At 41.6% G+C, this 14,107-nt stretch carries 12 protein-coding genes; 5 read left to right on the forward strand and 7 right to left on the reverse strand.

What is annotated here, in order from left to right; translation table 11 throughout:
• Positions 1-100 precede the first annotated feature (100 nt).
• On the forward strand, positions 101-2,272 hold the full coding sequence (locus J8M00_RS26380; protein WP_211013370.1) for a winged helix-turn-helix domain-containing protein: 2,172 nt from the start codon (positions 101-103) through the stop codon (positions 2,270-2,272).
• On the opposite strand, the gene J8M00_RS26385 is transcribed toward J8M00_RS26380, so the two are convergent.
• From J8M00_RS26385 to rpmH, 7 genes are all read right to left on the reverse strand, one after another.
• Complete coding sequence (locus tag J8M00_RS26385) at positions 2,264-3,016, reverse strand: TlpA family protein disulfide reductase (RefSeq protein ID WP_211013371.1); 753 nt, start codon at positions 3,014-3,016, stop codon at positions 2,264-2,266. The genes J8M00_RS26380 and J8M00_RS26385 overlap by 9 nt on opposite strands.
• Complete coding sequence (locus J8M00_RS26390; protein ID WP_211013372.1) at positions 3,016-3,477, reverse strand: TlpA family protein disulfide reductase; 462 nt, start codon at positions 3,475-3,477, stop codon at positions 3,016-3,018. Before J8M00_RS26390 ends, J8M00_RS26385 begins: the two co-directional genes overlap by 1 nt.
• 18 nt (positions 3,478-3,495) lie before the next feature.
• A complete protein-coding gene (locus tag J8M00_RS26395) occupies positions 3,496-4,230 on the reverse strand; it encodes a cytochrome c biogenesis protein CcdA (RefSeq protein WP_247687583.1) in 735 nt (244 codons plus the stop codon).
• Positions 4,231-4,615: 385 nt separating this feature from the next.
• On the reverse strand, positions 4,616-6,247 hold the full coding sequence (yidC, locus tag J8M00_RS26400) for a membrane protein insertase YidC (protein WP_211013373.1): 1,632 nt from the start codon (positions 6,245-6,247) through the stop codon (positions 4,616-4,618).
• Between the two features lie 8 nt (positions 6,248-6,255).
• Entirely contained in the window at positions 6,256-6,519 is a 264-nt protein-coding gene (gene yidD, locus J8M00_RS26405) for a membrane protein insertion efficiency factor YidD (RefSeq protein ID WP_046357238.1), read from the reverse strand.
• A 149-nt stretch (positions 6,520-6,668) separates the two neighbouring features.
• Positions 6,669-7,082 carry a ribonuclease P protein component gene (gene rnpA, locus J8M00_RS26410; RefSeq protein WP_211013374.1) on the reverse strand — a complete coding sequence of 138 codons (414 nt, stop codon included), beginning with the start codon at positions 7,080-7,082 and terminating at the stop codon, positions 6,669-6,671.
• A 5-nt stretch (positions 7,083-7,087) separates the two neighbouring features.
• Complete coding sequence (gene rpmH / locus J8M00_RS26415; RefSeq protein ID WP_005492430.1) at positions 7,088-7,222, reverse strand: 50S ribosomal protein L34; 135 nt, start codon at positions 7,220-7,222, stop codon at positions 7,088-7,090.
• Positions 7,223-7,915: 693 nt separating this feature from the next.
• Here rpmH and dnaA point away from each other — a divergent pair.
• From dnaA to gyrB, 4 genes are read left to right on the forward strand one after another with little or no spacing between them, the layout of a single operon-like run.
• Positions 7,916-9,325: a chromosomal replication initiator protein DnaA gene (gene dnaA / locus J8M00_RS26420; protein WP_211013375.1), complete on the forward strand. Its 1,410-nt coding sequence runs from the start codon at positions 7,916-7,918 to the stop codon at positions 9,323-9,325.
• A 10-nt stretch (positions 9,326-9,335) separates the two neighbouring features.
• On the forward strand, positions 9,336-10,439 hold the full coding sequence (gene dnaN, locus J8M00_RS26425; protein ID WP_211013376.1) for a DNA polymerase III subunit beta: 1,104 nt from the start codon (positions 9,336-9,338) through the stop codon (positions 10,437-10,439).
• A 10-nt stretch (positions 10,440-10,449) separates the two neighbouring features.
• On the forward strand, positions 10,450-11,538 hold the full coding sequence (gene recF, locus J8M00_RS26430) for a DNA replication/repair protein RecF (protein WP_211013377.1): 1,089 nt from the start codon (positions 10,450-10,452) through the stop codon (positions 11,536-11,538).
• Between the two features lie 12 nt (positions 11,539-11,550).
• Positions 11,551-13,968 (forward strand): DNA topoisomerase (ATP-hydrolyzing) subunit B, encoded by a 2,418-nt coding sequence (gene gyrB, locus J8M00_RS26435; RefSeq protein ID WP_211013378.1) that lies wholly within the window; start codon positions 11,551-11,553, stop codon positions 13,966-13,968.
• Positions 13,969-14,107 lie beyond the last annotated feature (139 nt).

A 14,107-nucleotide genomic window follows, 5' to 3' on the forward strand; every position in this document is an offset into this window, starting at 1 on the left:
CTAAGCTCAATTGTACAGCAATTGGCATTTCTCAGGTATAGTGGAAGACAATGAATAAAGTGAATTACTTAAGATATAGAGATTAAGGAAAACCCACTTCGTGTTGTTATTTGGTCCATTTCGATTTGATGCTGAAAAGTTGGTTTTGTACCAACAGCAAGAGCGATACTCCCTGCGGCCTAAAGTACTGCAATTGCTAGCTTATTTTTTGGCAAACCCACATCAAGTGATCAAACGGGAGTCGCTACTTTCAGACTTATGGCAACATGGAGAGTATAGAGAAGCGGCGCTGACCCAAAGCATCAATGAATTGCGTCAAGCTTTAGGTGACAACGCACAACATCCAACTTACATTCGGACATTGCCTCAACAAGGCTATCAATGGATCTGCGATGTTAAAGCCCAAAAGTGCGCTAAAAAACAGCTTAGGTTAGTGTTGGCCATATGTGGTGCTACGGCTATCACGGTTGGTACGTCAATCGTAACATCTGCATTTTTGGAGAGAGCAGAAGTGCAAGAGGTTCAAAAGTCCGCACTTTTGATTTTGCCACTGCGCAATGAAACCGGAGTACAAGCTAACGCTTGGTGGGGTTATGCACTTGAAAGCGTGCTTAAAGAGCATCTGCAGCACACCCATCGATTACTGCCTAAAAGTCAAACTCCAGAACTTTTGACGTTGCCGACAGTGGAGCAGCCGTCACAGTTGAGGTTGACGCTAAAACCGATGCAACAACGCTTTTTATTGCAGGCTAGGCTCGATAGCCGTCATGCTGAAGTGGTGGTCGAACATTTGGATCAGAACTTTACCGAGATCGCACAGCAATTGTTGTTTATGTTGCAAGGCCAAGTGACGCGTCTAGACAATCATATCGATCCAAGCCCGGGACTAGCTGATTATTATCGCGGGCTTCAAGCTTTAAATGAGTTTGGACCTCAATTGGCTAAGCCTTATTTTGAGGCTGCGTTGGTCTTAGCGCCTCATCATTTGCCTTCACAATTGGAGTTGGCTCAAATTGCATGGCATCAAGGTGATATATCACAAGCAAGAGCACGCTTTGCTGCGTTGGACATCACTCATGCATCGGCTGTTTTGCAGGCGCGTTACTACCTTTATTTAGGCGTATTTCAAAAAGCACTTGGTGAGTTTTCGCAAGCAAAGAAAAATGCACAGTCTGCACTCATATTGGCACAGCAAAGCCAGCAAATTGAATTGATAGCCAGTGCTTATCAACTTCGGGCCGATATTGCCTGGCACCTATTGCAATGGCAGGACTACACGATGGCGATGAATGCAGCTTACGCACTCGTTGGTAGTCGGTCATTTGCATACAGTGAAGCACAGCGTTCATTTTATTTGGCGAATCCGCCAGCAGCAGGCCCACAAGGAAAAAACTTGCTCAACCTAGCGCAGAGCAAAAAGGTGCTGAGTCATGCTATTGAGTACTACCGTCAGAGCAAGGATAAAATTGACTTGGCGAAAAGCTTATTCGCGTATGGTCAAAACTATTTAGTTCCGGTGAGCGAAAGTGAAAAGAGTTTATTGGAGGCACTTCAGATTATCTCTGACAGCGGTAATTTTCACCTTAAAACGCAAGTGCTTACTTACTTGGGGTTTTACTATATACAGCTACATAAAGGGGAGAAAGCACTTTATTATCTTAATCAAGTTGAACTAAACGAACAGTTTAACTCAGCTATCGAACAGCTTAATTTGCTCAAGGCGATGGCGTTTATGGACATTGGTCTCACCCACAGTGATATGGATGCTACTCAAGCTGCTCAACGACAATTTAGCGTGCTACTGGCTGCGCCAGATACTTCTGTTATGACACGTACAAACGCGACACTCTTGTTGGCTTGGACTTGGCTAAAACTTGATAATTTAGACAAAGCACAAACACTGACTGAGCGCGCTTTGGCTGATTATCAGCGCTTTTCAATCAGTGAAGCTGCGACTTATGCCGCGTATACTCAGATGTATATACACCTACTGCGCGGTCAACCTGAGCGTGCTATCAGCTTAGTCGACTTGGACAAAAATAAAGACGTACATTTGATGTTGTTTTACTCATCTATAGCGGCGCATATGACACAAAATAAAGCGCTTGAACAAAGAAGCACAGAGCTGTTGAGCGTGCTGAAAAACAGCGCACCTTTGTTGCAGCAGCTCGACGAATATAAACAACAAGCAGGGCACAATCGCATCAAACACATAATGCTATTGGATGCGCCCTACAGTGTATATTGCCAAAGTAAATGGGTTCTAGAGTGATATAAGATCCTTTGTTGGCATATGTGCCCCTCTGTAAATAACTTTGCCCTGAGTGTCGAATACGACCCAGTAAGGCAATTCATTTATTTGGTAGTATTCGAATAGCTGATTGTACGTATCAAATACCATATCATGTTGCACAGCGAAGCGTTTTTGATATGCATAGGCACTATGTTCGTCGACATAAAAGGGTTTGATCACGGTTAAAAATGTTTCAGGTCTTTTTTTCGCCAATTGGTTGTTTTGAGCAATGCGTTTTTCACATGCAGGAATATGCTGGAAGGGGCACAAACTGTCGCTAAAAAATAGCACTTGATAGTCTTGTTGCAAACGTGTTTTTAACAGCGGTTTCCCTGACAAGGTTTGCAAAGGTGAAGAGCGCTTCGGTTTAGAAGTTGTCTTTGCTGTTGAAGTTAAATGCATTTTCGATATAACTTGCTCATTTTCCACCAGCACGCTAGTCGGCGTTTTTCTCACTTGAAACTTGTTCATCAAGTGATTGTGTTTATCTATGGTGAGACCTTGATATATTGGATATGCATCAATAAATAGCTCTACGCTGGCTTTATCTACATTGATGTCTGGTTGTATGAAAATACGTTTTACCTTGGTATTAGGCAGCTGTGTTGTATGCGTATATTCGTCCCATATATTAATGAATACATACTCGACTGTGGTGCTTTGAGCATTATAGGAGAGTAACAAAGCCCCCAAGATTATGAGCCTTTTAACTTGTATATACATTAGTGACTCCCTTGCAACTTACTGAGCTTATCTGCAAGTTCATCTGTAAAGAGGGCACTGCGATATAATTCATTGCCATGCTCGTCTAACAAGATATGTTGAGGCGTTCCTAGGACTTGATATTGGCGTGTAATGCTGCCATCGCTGTCAAATACCGTTGGGAACTGGTAGTGATATTTTTTGAGGTAATTGGTAACGCCACGCAGAGATTGATTAAAACCTATATTAATGGAAATAACCTGATAGCCATTGTTAGCTTGTTGGTAGCTTTGTTCTAAGAGTGGCATTTCTTCCACACAGTATGCACACCAGGTCGCCCAAAATTTAAGATATGTCACTTTTTCTTTGCTTGAAATTTGCTGCTTATCCAGCGTTGTTGCATTGAGTGGAGGATAGGGAGTTGTGGCTGAAAATACGTGTGTTGTGAGTAACATTAATAACGAGAGTAGGAGTTTCATCATAGTTTCCTTTTTGTGATGTTAGAGCCAGCTTTTGCCTGCTTGAATTAAAAAGTACTGCGCCATCGCCACTAAGATGAGCGCTGTGAAGCTATTGATATAAGAGAGCCACTTTCCTGAATTTGGTAGTTTCGAGAGCAGCCTTGTGCTCGTGCCTGCTAGCAGTAGTAACGCGCTCATACCCAGTGCAAAACTAAATAGTAAAATAGCGCCAAGCAGAGGATGTTGATTGGATGCGACGAGTATTAGCAATGCTCCAAGTACAGGAGAGGTGCAAGGTGCTGCAACCAGTGCGCTGGCCATACCGGCTATAAATGGTAACGTGCTGCGCAGTTGCGGTTGATTTGGCAGCGACGGCAAAGAAACGATTCCCTTATTTACAGCAGCAAAATAGAGCAGGGAATTGGCAAACATCAGCAGTATCCAGGGGTTGCTGGCTACTCGACCAAATAAACTACCTGTCAATGCGGCTGCTAAGCCCAGCCCAGTATAAATAAATGCAAAACCTAGGCAATAAAGTAGAGGCGCAATACGCGGGGATTTTCTTTGCGAAAATGTCGCGATGGTAATAGGTAAAATAGGGTAAACACAGGGCGTTAAGCTGGTTAACACCCCAACTAAAAACACTGCGGGAATTAACCAGCCATTTAAATCTAAACTGTTCAAAGTCCCAATAATTTGTTGCTCCATTTCGTGGTTCTCATCTTTTTCTGAGTGTGTACCAGCATGCACATAAGCGTTTAATTGACCTATCAAAGCATCATCAAATCAATATAAAAAATTATCAAGATTTTGTTTTATATGGTTTTATTTGTGTTTTTTTGAAAGTGATTTTAAAGGTGAGTTGAACAAATTCTATGTGGGTCAAGGAGGTGGCGACATCATCGAGCAGATGTTCTGAAGCTGGACACTGTAGGTATCTGGCAAAAAAAGCGCTTTTGGTTGGGGATAACTTTTAGGAGCTCAAACAGAGTCCGGAGTGAATTGTGTAAAAAGCGATAACTGGCTGATAGTTAATTATCTCACTCTATTTTTATAAACGTGAAAACTGCTTTTTTTGGTCTGTTGAATAGGTTGTATGTACAAGCTATATAACAAAAACGCCCGCAAAAGCGGGCGTTTTTTAATATGAGCATTCGCGTTAATCGCGTACTTTAATGCCCTTTTTCTCCATACCACGGTAGATGATAAGCATCTGTGCGATTGAGATTAAGTTAGAGACTAACCAGTAAAGCACCAGACCTGATGGGAACCAAATAAAGAAGACAGAGAATACTACAGGCATATATGTCATCATTTTTTGTTGCATTGGATCTGTGATAGTCATGGGTTGTAGTTTTTGCGTTAGGAACATACTCGCACCAAACAGAATTGGTAGTACGTAGTATGGGTCCATAGCAGAAAGGTCAGTTAGCCATAAACCAAACTCAGCGTGGCGTAGCTCTGTTGACTCTAGGAATACATAGAAAAGCGCTAAGAAGATTGGCATTTGTAATAGCAGTGGGAAACAGCCACCCATCGGGTTCACTTTTTCCTTGCGGTACATTTCCATCATGGCTTGACCAAACTTCTGACGGTCATCACCGTAGCGCTCTTTTAACTGCTGCATCTTCGGCTGTAGTGCACGCATTTTAGCCATAGAGGTATATTGTGCTTTAGTAAGTGGGTAAAGAATGGTTTTCACAATGACAGTGATACCAATGATAGCCAGACCCCAGTTGCCCAAAATGCCGTATAAGAATTTGAGTAATACAAGTAGCGGCTGAGAGATAAACCACAACCAACCGTAGTCAACTGTTAGATCTAAGTGCTCATGAAGCGCTTCTAATGCATTGGTGTCTTTTGGACCCATGTAGTAAATAGCCGACAGCTTGGCTTCAGAGTTTGCCTGAATATTTACCGGCTCGCCCTTTGTACCGATGATACCTTGGTTATTTCTAAGTGAGGTATAAATGGTGTTGTTGGTCTCTTGGCTTGGAACCCATGCACTTACAAAATAGTGCTGGATAAACGCAACATAACCACCTTGGGTATTCTTGTTTAGATTCGCTTCACGCATTTCGTCGAAAGAATACTTTTCATAAGGCTCATCTTGTGTGCCATATGCTGTGCCAAGGAACGTTTGGTCAACCATGCTGTCTTTGTCTTGTGCTGTGCGCTTGATTTGCGTGTACAGCTGAACTTGAACAGGGTTATCTGTTGCGTTTACAACATCGTACTCCATAGAGACATCATATTGGCCTGCTTTGAATACAAATGTTTTAGTAAACTGAACACCTTTACTATCGACAAATGATAAAGGTACGCGCAGTTCATCGCCTGACAAAGTGTAATTGCTTTGTTCTGTTTGATAAACAGGGCGGCCTGCACTCGACGCATCAGGGCCGTTTAGGCCAATTAAACCGCTTTGTGAAAGGTATTGCTTCCCTTCAAACTCACCAAGTAGTAAGTAAGGTATATCGCTACCATGCGTGTCAGCGTGTTGAAGTAATTTAGCTTCAACAATATCACCACCTTTAGTGTCGATTTTAACGGCAAGCACATCAGTCGTTACTGTGATCACAGAACGAACCGCTTGAGTTTGTGCAACCGGTACATCTGCTTCGCTTGAAGCGGGAATATCCGCTTGATCGTTATTTGAAGGTGAAGTGGTCACTTGTGTGACAGCACTGGTCTCGGCCTTGCTCTGAGCTTGCTCTTCTTGCCATTCGCTGAATAACAAAAAAGATACTAAAAGCAATCCGATCAATAAAAACGTGCGTTGCGATTCCATAACAGCTCTTATTTCTCGTGTTGTTTATCTTGATTCGATTTCTCAGGGACGGGGTCATCCCCACCTGCGCTTAAAGGGTGACATTTTAATATGCGTTTAACCGCTAACCAACTCCCTTTTGCAATTCCGTGTAAATTAATTGCCTGAATTGCATAACTTGAGCATGTTGGATTAAACCGGCAATGCGGTCCAAGCATTGGACTGATAAATTTTTGATAGGCTTTGATAAGCGTTATCAAAAACAGACGTATTACCGAAAGCGGATAATCCACCAATCGTTTCCACTCGCTTTTTGTCTTTGAGGCGTGTTTCATAGTCGCGAGGTAGACTCGATAATTGAGTGATTAAAAGGTGAGCTAACCTTACCCTAATTCGCTTAAAATAGCCATGTTAGGACAGTTATAGAAGTACAAAAGCGCTGTTATTTTTTAGGCTTTTTGTTGGTTGGGCGTTTTTTATGATGTTTGGGTTTTGGTGCGCCTGGTTTACAACGCTCGTTCACTTTGCGCCAAAGTTTGTTAAGTTGTTTCGTTAACTCTTCATTGGACTGTTCGTCTACACCGGTTTTGACCATTAACACAATATCGATGTTATCTAGTTTATGGCGGTTAAGGCGAAAGCTTTCACGTGCTAGGCGTTTAATGCGATTGCGTTGACATGCTTTTTTACAGCGTTTTTTGGCAACGGTTAATCCAAGACGTGGGTGACCAACATCATTCGGTTTTGCCAAGAGAGTAAATACAGGAGTCGCTGCGCGTGCAGGTTCTTGAAATATTCGGGAGTAATGCGAGGGAGTTAACAGACGTAACTCCCTGCTGAAGCCTAAACCTTCCACTTATATTAAGCAGATAGTTCTTTACGGCCTTTAGCACGACGACGTGCTAGTACTTTACGGCCATTTTTAGTAGCCATGCGAGCACGGAAACCGTGAGTACGCTTGCGCTTAAGTACGCTTGGTTGAAAAGTTCTTTTCATAACTAATCCATCCGATCGGTTAAAGTTAAAACATCCTATGCAGGTCGCGATCCTGGCACAGGTGCCATTGCGAGCGCGAGATATTAAAGCCGACGCGCGTGAAAGTCAATCATAATTGTGTTGTTAGGCTTATTTTATAGGCAATCTGGGTGAAAAAACCAGAAATGAAAGGTTTTATACCCTAATAAGGTATAAGTAGAGATTGTGCTGTGCCTTTAAATCGAGCGCTTTTTTATAGCTACATATATGAAGGATCATTTATTGGGATCTATCTATATAAGATCCAGATCTAAGTTGTGGATCAAGTTAATTGATCTTTGAAGGGTTTTCCACAGCGCTTGGGTGAAAATTGCCAACAACCTTTGGAAAACTCAAATTGATCTTAATTTTATGGTGAGATCTTGCTCTTTTTTTGATAAGATCTTTGGAAATATATAAAATTAAAATGTCTTATAAAACATTGGGTTGTGTTTTTTGTTTAGTGAGATCTTAATTTTTTAAAAAGTCAATATTGATGTTGTGGATAAGAACACTTCATAATATCCGGCTTCCACCTGTGAATAATTGATAATATACAAACATTTCCGTAGATCTCTGAGTTAGCTGTGAATAACTCTGTTGGTTATTTTGTGAATGAATGCAAAAGGCCGACATTAAAGATGTACGGGAATAATAACTAGTTCGGAGTGCAATGTGTATCTGTCGGTTTGGCAAAGTTGTTTATATGTTTTGCAAGATGAGCTGCCATCGCAGCAGTTCAATATGTGGGTTAGGCCACTACAAGCAGAAAGTACCGAAGATACTTTAACCATCTATGCACCTAATCGATTTGTGTTGGATTGGGTTCGAGAAAAGTACTTAAATAGAATAAATGAGCTCCTGATTGAGATCTGTGGAGATGAAGCGCCTGAGTTGCGCTTCGATGTTGGTAGCAAACCAATGGCGCAGGTACAACCTCAAGTAACAGCGGACACTTCTGGCGGTGAAACACATGCGCCAAGTGCGGCACAAGTGTCGTCAAAAAGCACGGCCCATATGCCTGTCAATGAAGTGAAAGTTGAACCGGCTCCGAAATCTAGCGTTAAATCAAATATCAAAGAAAATTATACTTTTGATAATTTTGTTGAGGGTAAGTCTAACCAACTGGCAAAAGCGGCTGCGACACAAGTTGCTGACAATCCTGGCTCGGCGTTTAACCCTGTATTTATATACGGTGGTACTGGTCTAGGTAAAACGCATTTATTGCACGCAGTTGGTAACGGTATTATTGATAAAAAGCCAGACGCCAAAATTGTCTATATGCATTCAGAGCGTTTTGTTCAAGATATGGTTAAAGCGCTGCAAAACAATGCGATTGAAGATTTCAAACGCTATTATCGCAGTGTAGACGCGTTGATGATTGATGATATTCAATTCTTTGCCAACAAAGAGCGTTCACAAGAAGAGTTTTTTCACACCTTTAATGCTCTGTTAGAAGGGAATCAGCAAATTATCCTGACATCAGATCGCTATCCTAAAGAAATTGAAGGCGTTGAAGATAGATTAAAATCCCGATTTGGCTGGGGCCTGACAATTGCGATTGAACCGCCTGAACTAGAAACTCGGGTGGCGATTTTGATGAAAAAGGCTCAGCAAAGTAACATAAATTTACCACATGAAGTGGCATTTTTTATAGCCAAAAAACTACGTTCAAATGTACGCGAGTTGGAAGGGGCTTTAAATCGCGTTATCGCAAATGCCAACTTTACAGGCCGTCCTATTTCAATTGAATTTGTCAAAGAGGCACTCAGAGACTTATTAGCGCTACAAGATAAGTTGGTTACGATAGATAATATTCAAAGAACAGTAGCAGAGTATTATCGCATTCGCGTATCCGATTTACTTTCCAAGCGACGCAGTCGATCTGTCGCACGACCTAGGCAAGTAGCCATGGCACTATCCAAAGAATTAACTAACCATAGTTTGCCAGAAATTGGCGATGCGTTTGGTGGCAGAGATCATACAACGGTACTGCATGCATGTCGTAAAGTAAAAGAGCTTCGTGAAGAGAGCCACGAAGTAAAAGAAGATTATCAAAACTTGATCAGAACATTGTCATCTTAAGGGTTAAGTGATGCAAATAACGATAGTAAGAGAACAATTTTTAAAGCCGTTAATGCAAGTGTCTGGCGCTATTGAGCGTAAACACACACTACCTATTCTGTCTAATGTGCTTTTAGAGGTAAAAAATGGTGTGTTGTCTATGACGGGCACCGACCTTGAAATTGAGTTAGTTGCATCTGTGACGTTAGATAATGACACCGCAGATACAAAGTTAACGCTGCCTGCGAAAAAGCTGTTAGATATTTGTAAGAGTTTACCTGATAACTCAGATCTAAACTTTAGCACTCAGGAGCATCAAGTATTATTAACCAGTGGAAAGAGTCGCTTTTCTCTTACGACCTTAGCTGCAGAAGACTTTCCAAATCTGGAAGAGTGGCAAGGTGAAGTGGAGTTTAAGATAACACGCTTAGAGCTGCGCAAGTTACTTGAAGCAACTCACTTCTCTATGGCTAATCAAGATGTTCGCTATTACCTAAATGGTATGTCGTTTGAAGTGGACGGCAATGAAATAAAAACCGTTGCGACTGACGGGCATCGCCTCGCCATTGCACAGAAGCAACTTGAGCAATCCCTAGGTGCACAAAGGCAATTGATCATCCCTCGCAAAGGGGTGTTAGAAATAATGCGTTTGTTACCTGCTGATGATGAAGAGTTGACTATACAATTTGGTGCAAACCATTTTCGTATTATTGATCAGGAAGTTATATTTACGAGTAAGCTTGTCGATGGTCGTTTTCCTGACTACCGTCGAGTGCTACCACGCGGCGGTGATAAATTAGTTATTGCCAACAGAGAATGGCTGCGTAGTGCGTTTCAACGTGTTTCCATCTTATCCAACGAAAAGTTCAGAGGGGTTCGACTTAACCTCAGTAGCGGCGTATTGAAGATAAGTGCAAACAACCCAGAGCAAGAACAAGCAGAAGAAACGGTAGAAGTAAACTATCAAGGTGATGACTTGGAAGTTGGGTTTAACGTTTCATATCTGTTAGACGTATTAAATACTTTGAAAACAGAGGATGTTCAGTTTACGTTAGCGGACTCGAACAGCAGTGCCTTAATTGAAGGCAGTGGTGAGGATGATGCGATGTACGTTGTAATGCCAATGCGCCTATAGAAGGGCGCTTATGAGTTTGACACATTTTAGCCTCAATGATTTTCGTAACATTGAGGCGATTTCTATTTCCCCTTCAAAAGATCTAAATTTAATTCTGGGCCAAAATGGCAGTGGTAAAACTAGCCTATTAGAAGCCATTTACTTTTTGTCTAGCGGCCGCTCTTTTCGTACCAACAAGCACAAATTAATGATCCGCAGTAGCCAAGAAAAATGCATTGTTCATGGTAAAAAACAATTACATAACTTGTCTATACCAATTGGAATTAGCAAAGATCAAAGCGGTGATACCCAGCTTCGTATTCAAGGCCAAGCCAGTAGACGAATAGCTGAATTAGCACAAATTTTACCTGTGCAGGTTATTACACCTGAAAGTTATGAGTTGTTTTTTGGCGGACCAAAAGAGCGAAGAAAGTTTTTAGACTTGGGTGTGTTCCACGTGGAACATTTGTTTTTTGATGTTTGGAAAAGCTTCAATAAAGTACTCAAGCAGAGAAACGCTTTGTTAAAAAGTAAGCCTGCAAATTGCGTAGAACAAATTAAGTTTTGGGACAAGCAGTTTGTTGAAATGGCTGAGCAAATAAATATCTATCGAAAAGCGTATATAAGTAGGTTTGAAGGCTATTTTTTTGATAAGATAGGGGGGATTAGCCCTGTGTTTGAAGGCCTTGAAGCTCGTTACGATGCGGGTTGGAAAGGGGAACTGGCAGAAGTACTTCAATCACAGCTTGAGCGAGATTTAAAACTTGGTTATACAAGCCGAGGTCCACATAAAGCGGACTTTAATTTTAAAGTGCATGGTCACAATGTTGAAGGGATCATGTCTAGAGGCCAACTTAAGTTGTTACTTTATGCGCTCAAGATTACACAGAATAATTTAATTGAACAAGAGACTGAAAAACAGTCAATATTGCTAATCGATGATTTACCATCTGAATTGAGTTCTGAAACATTGGAGTGTGTTGCTAAGCTACTTGCGAGTTGCAACTCTCAGCTATTTATTTCAGCAATCAGTTCAGACAGTTTAACGCCTGTTGTGGAACAGCTCGATAAAGATATTGAGATGTTCCACGTGGAACATGGTCGTTTAATAACAAATTAATTGGAATTAACCATGTCTGATAATTATGATTCATCCAGTATTAAAGTACTGAAGGGATTGGACGCCGTACGAAAGCGTCCAGGAATGTATATCGGCGACACTGATGATGGAACTGGATTACATCACATGGTCTTCGAAGTTGTTGATAACTCAATCGATGAAGCTTTAGCTGGGTATTGTGACGACATCTTCGTTACTATTCACACTGATGGCTCTGTTTCTGTACGAGACAATGGTCGTGGGATACCAACTTCAATTCACCCTGAAGAAGGCGTATCAGCTGCTGAAGTTATCATGACTGTACTACATGCTGGTGGTAAGTTTGATGATAACTCATATAAAGTATCTGGTGGTTTGCACGGGGTAGGTGTTTCTGTTGTTAATGCACTTTCTGAAAAACTACAATTAACTATCCGCCGAGATGGCCAAGTGCATCAACAAAAGTACACAATGGGTGTACCAGATGCTCCTTTAGCAGTGATTGGTGAAGCTGAATCAACTGGAACTGAACTGAGATTTTGGCCAAGCCCGGAAACATTCTCAGATATTAACTTCCATTATGACATTCTTGCAAAACGTCTTCGCGAGTTATCATTCTTAAACTCTGGTGTCAGTATCATTCTGACGGACGAGCGTGAAGAAAATAAGCAAGACCACTTTAAATACGAAGGTGGTATCCAAGCTTTTGTCGAATACCTTAACCGTAAAAAAACACCAGTACACCAGAGTGTTTTTCACTTCACAACTGAACGTGAAGATGGCATTAGTGTTGAAGTTTCGATGCAATGGAACGATGGTTTCCAAGAAAATATCTACTGCTTTACCAACAATATTCCACAAAGAGATGGTGGAACACACTTAGCAGGTTTCCGTGCAGCGTTAACAAGAACGTTAAACACCTATATGGAAAAAGAAGGCTTCAATAAGAAGAATAAAACCAGTGCAACTGGTGATGATGCTCGTGAAGGCCTGACAGCGGTTGTAAGTGTTAAAGTACCTGATCCTAAGTTCTCTTCTCAAACTAAAGATAAGTTGGTTTCAAGTGAAGTCAAAGGTGCTGTTGAGCAAGCTATGGCTGAAAAGCTTAATGAATTCTTACTTGAAAACCCACAAGACGCAAAAACGGTTGTAAATAAGATTGTGGATGCGGCGAGAGCTCGAGAGGCAGCGCGTAAAGCCAGAGAAATGACGCGCCGTAAAGGTGTGATGGATTTGGCAGGCTTACCAGGCAAGTTGGCGGACTGCCAAGAAAAAGACCCTGGGTTATCTGAACTATACATCGTGGAGGGTGACTCGGCAGGTGGATCTGCTAAACAAGGTCGTAATCGTAAAAACCAAGCTATCCTGCCTCTGAAAGGTAAAATCCTAAACGTTGAAAAAGCTCGTTTTGATAAAATGCTTTCTTCACAGGAGGTTGCGACACTTATCACAGCGTTAGGTTGTGGTATTGGTCGTGATGAATATGACCCTGAAAAGCTGCGTTATCACAGTATTATTATCATGACCGATGCGGATGTCGATGGATCACATATCCGTACACTATTACTGACTTTCTTCTATCGTCAAATGCCTGAAATCATTGAGCGCGGATATGTTTACATTGCACAACCACCGCTTTATAAAGTGAAAAAAGGCAAACAAGAGCGTTATATTAAAGACGATCACGCTCTGACAGAGTACTTAACAACATTAGCTCTGGATGGCGCTGCGCTATATTCAAATGAAAGCGCTGCTGCAATTGAAGGTAATCGTTTAGAAAACCTAGTACACGACTATCAAAAGACTGTTGATGTAATTGGCAGACTGCAGCGTAAATACCCGGCTGCAATCATGAACCGTTTAGTCTATCAACCTGAATTGGCAGAAGCTGAGTTAAGTGATGAATCGAAAGTAACAGCATGGAGTGAAGCGCTAGTTGCTGACCTTATCAAACATGACGATGATGCGACGATATTCTCTGCATCTGTAAGCTATGATGACGAGCGTCACATGTATTATCCGGTTGTGAATATTCGCCAGCATGGTGTAGATAAAGCACATACCTTAAGTTATGACTTCATCACTTCTAAAGATTACACACGCATTGCCAACACTGGTAAGCAAATTGCGCATATTGTTGAAGAGGGTGGCTATATTCAACGTGGTGAGAAGACACAACCAATTAGCAGTTTTGTAGAGGGACTGGACTGGTTGATCAATGAGTCAAAACGAGGCTTGTATACACAACGTTATAAAGGACTTGGGGAGATGAACCCAGATCAGTTGTGGGAAACAACCATGGATCCGGATGCACGTCGTATGCTACGTGTAACCATCGAAGATGCGATTGCTGCTGACCAACTATTCGCAACCTTAATGGGTGATCAAGTTGAGCCGCGTCGTGACTTTATTGAACAGAATGCGCTGAGAGTAGTAAACCTAGACGTTTAAAACTGAATCTAAGCCGATGTATAAAAAAGGAGGGGAAACCCTCCTTTTTTTCGTTTTAACGCTTAATTCTGTGCACTGCACACGGTATACTGAGCATAATTTTCAATCATTAAAACTCATTCTTGCGCCGTATCTCATA

This window comes from Pseudoalteromonas luteoviolacea, assembly GCF_018100925.1.
In the GTDB taxonomy this organism is placed as follows: domain Bacteria; phylum Pseudomonadota; class Gammaproteobacteria; order Enterobacterales; family Alteromonadaceae; genus Pseudoalteromonas; species Pseudoalteromonas obscura.

Bases quoted from the DNA above. Each gene is read 5' to 3' on its own strand.
- gyrB (WP_211013378.1), top strand. From the start codon at position 11,551: ATGTCTGATAATTATGATTCATCCAGTATTAAAGTACTGAAGGGATTG.
- J8M00_RS26390 (WP_211013372.1), bottom strand. From the start codon at position 3,477: ATGATGAAACTCCTACTCTCGTTATTAATGTTACTCACAACACACGTA.
- yidC (WP_211013373.1), bottom strand. From the start codon at position 6,247: ATGGAATCGCAACGCACGTTTTTATTGATCGGATTGCTTTTAGTATCT.
- recF (WP_211013377.1), top strand. From the start codon at position 10,450: ATGAGTTTGACACATTTTAGCCTCAATGATTTTCGTAACATTGAGGCG.
- J8M00_RS26385 (WP_211013371.1), bottom strand. From the start codon at position 3,016: ATGTATATACAAGTTAAAAGGCTCATAATCTTGGGGGCTTTGTTACTC.
- dnaN (WP_211013376.1), top strand. From the start codon at position 9,336: ATGCAAATAACGATAGTAAGAGAACAATTTTTAAAGCCGTTAATGCAA.
- rpmH (WP_005492430.1), bottom strand. From the start codon at position 7,222: ATGAAAAGAACTTTTCAACCAAGCGTACTTAAGCGCAAGCGTACTCAC.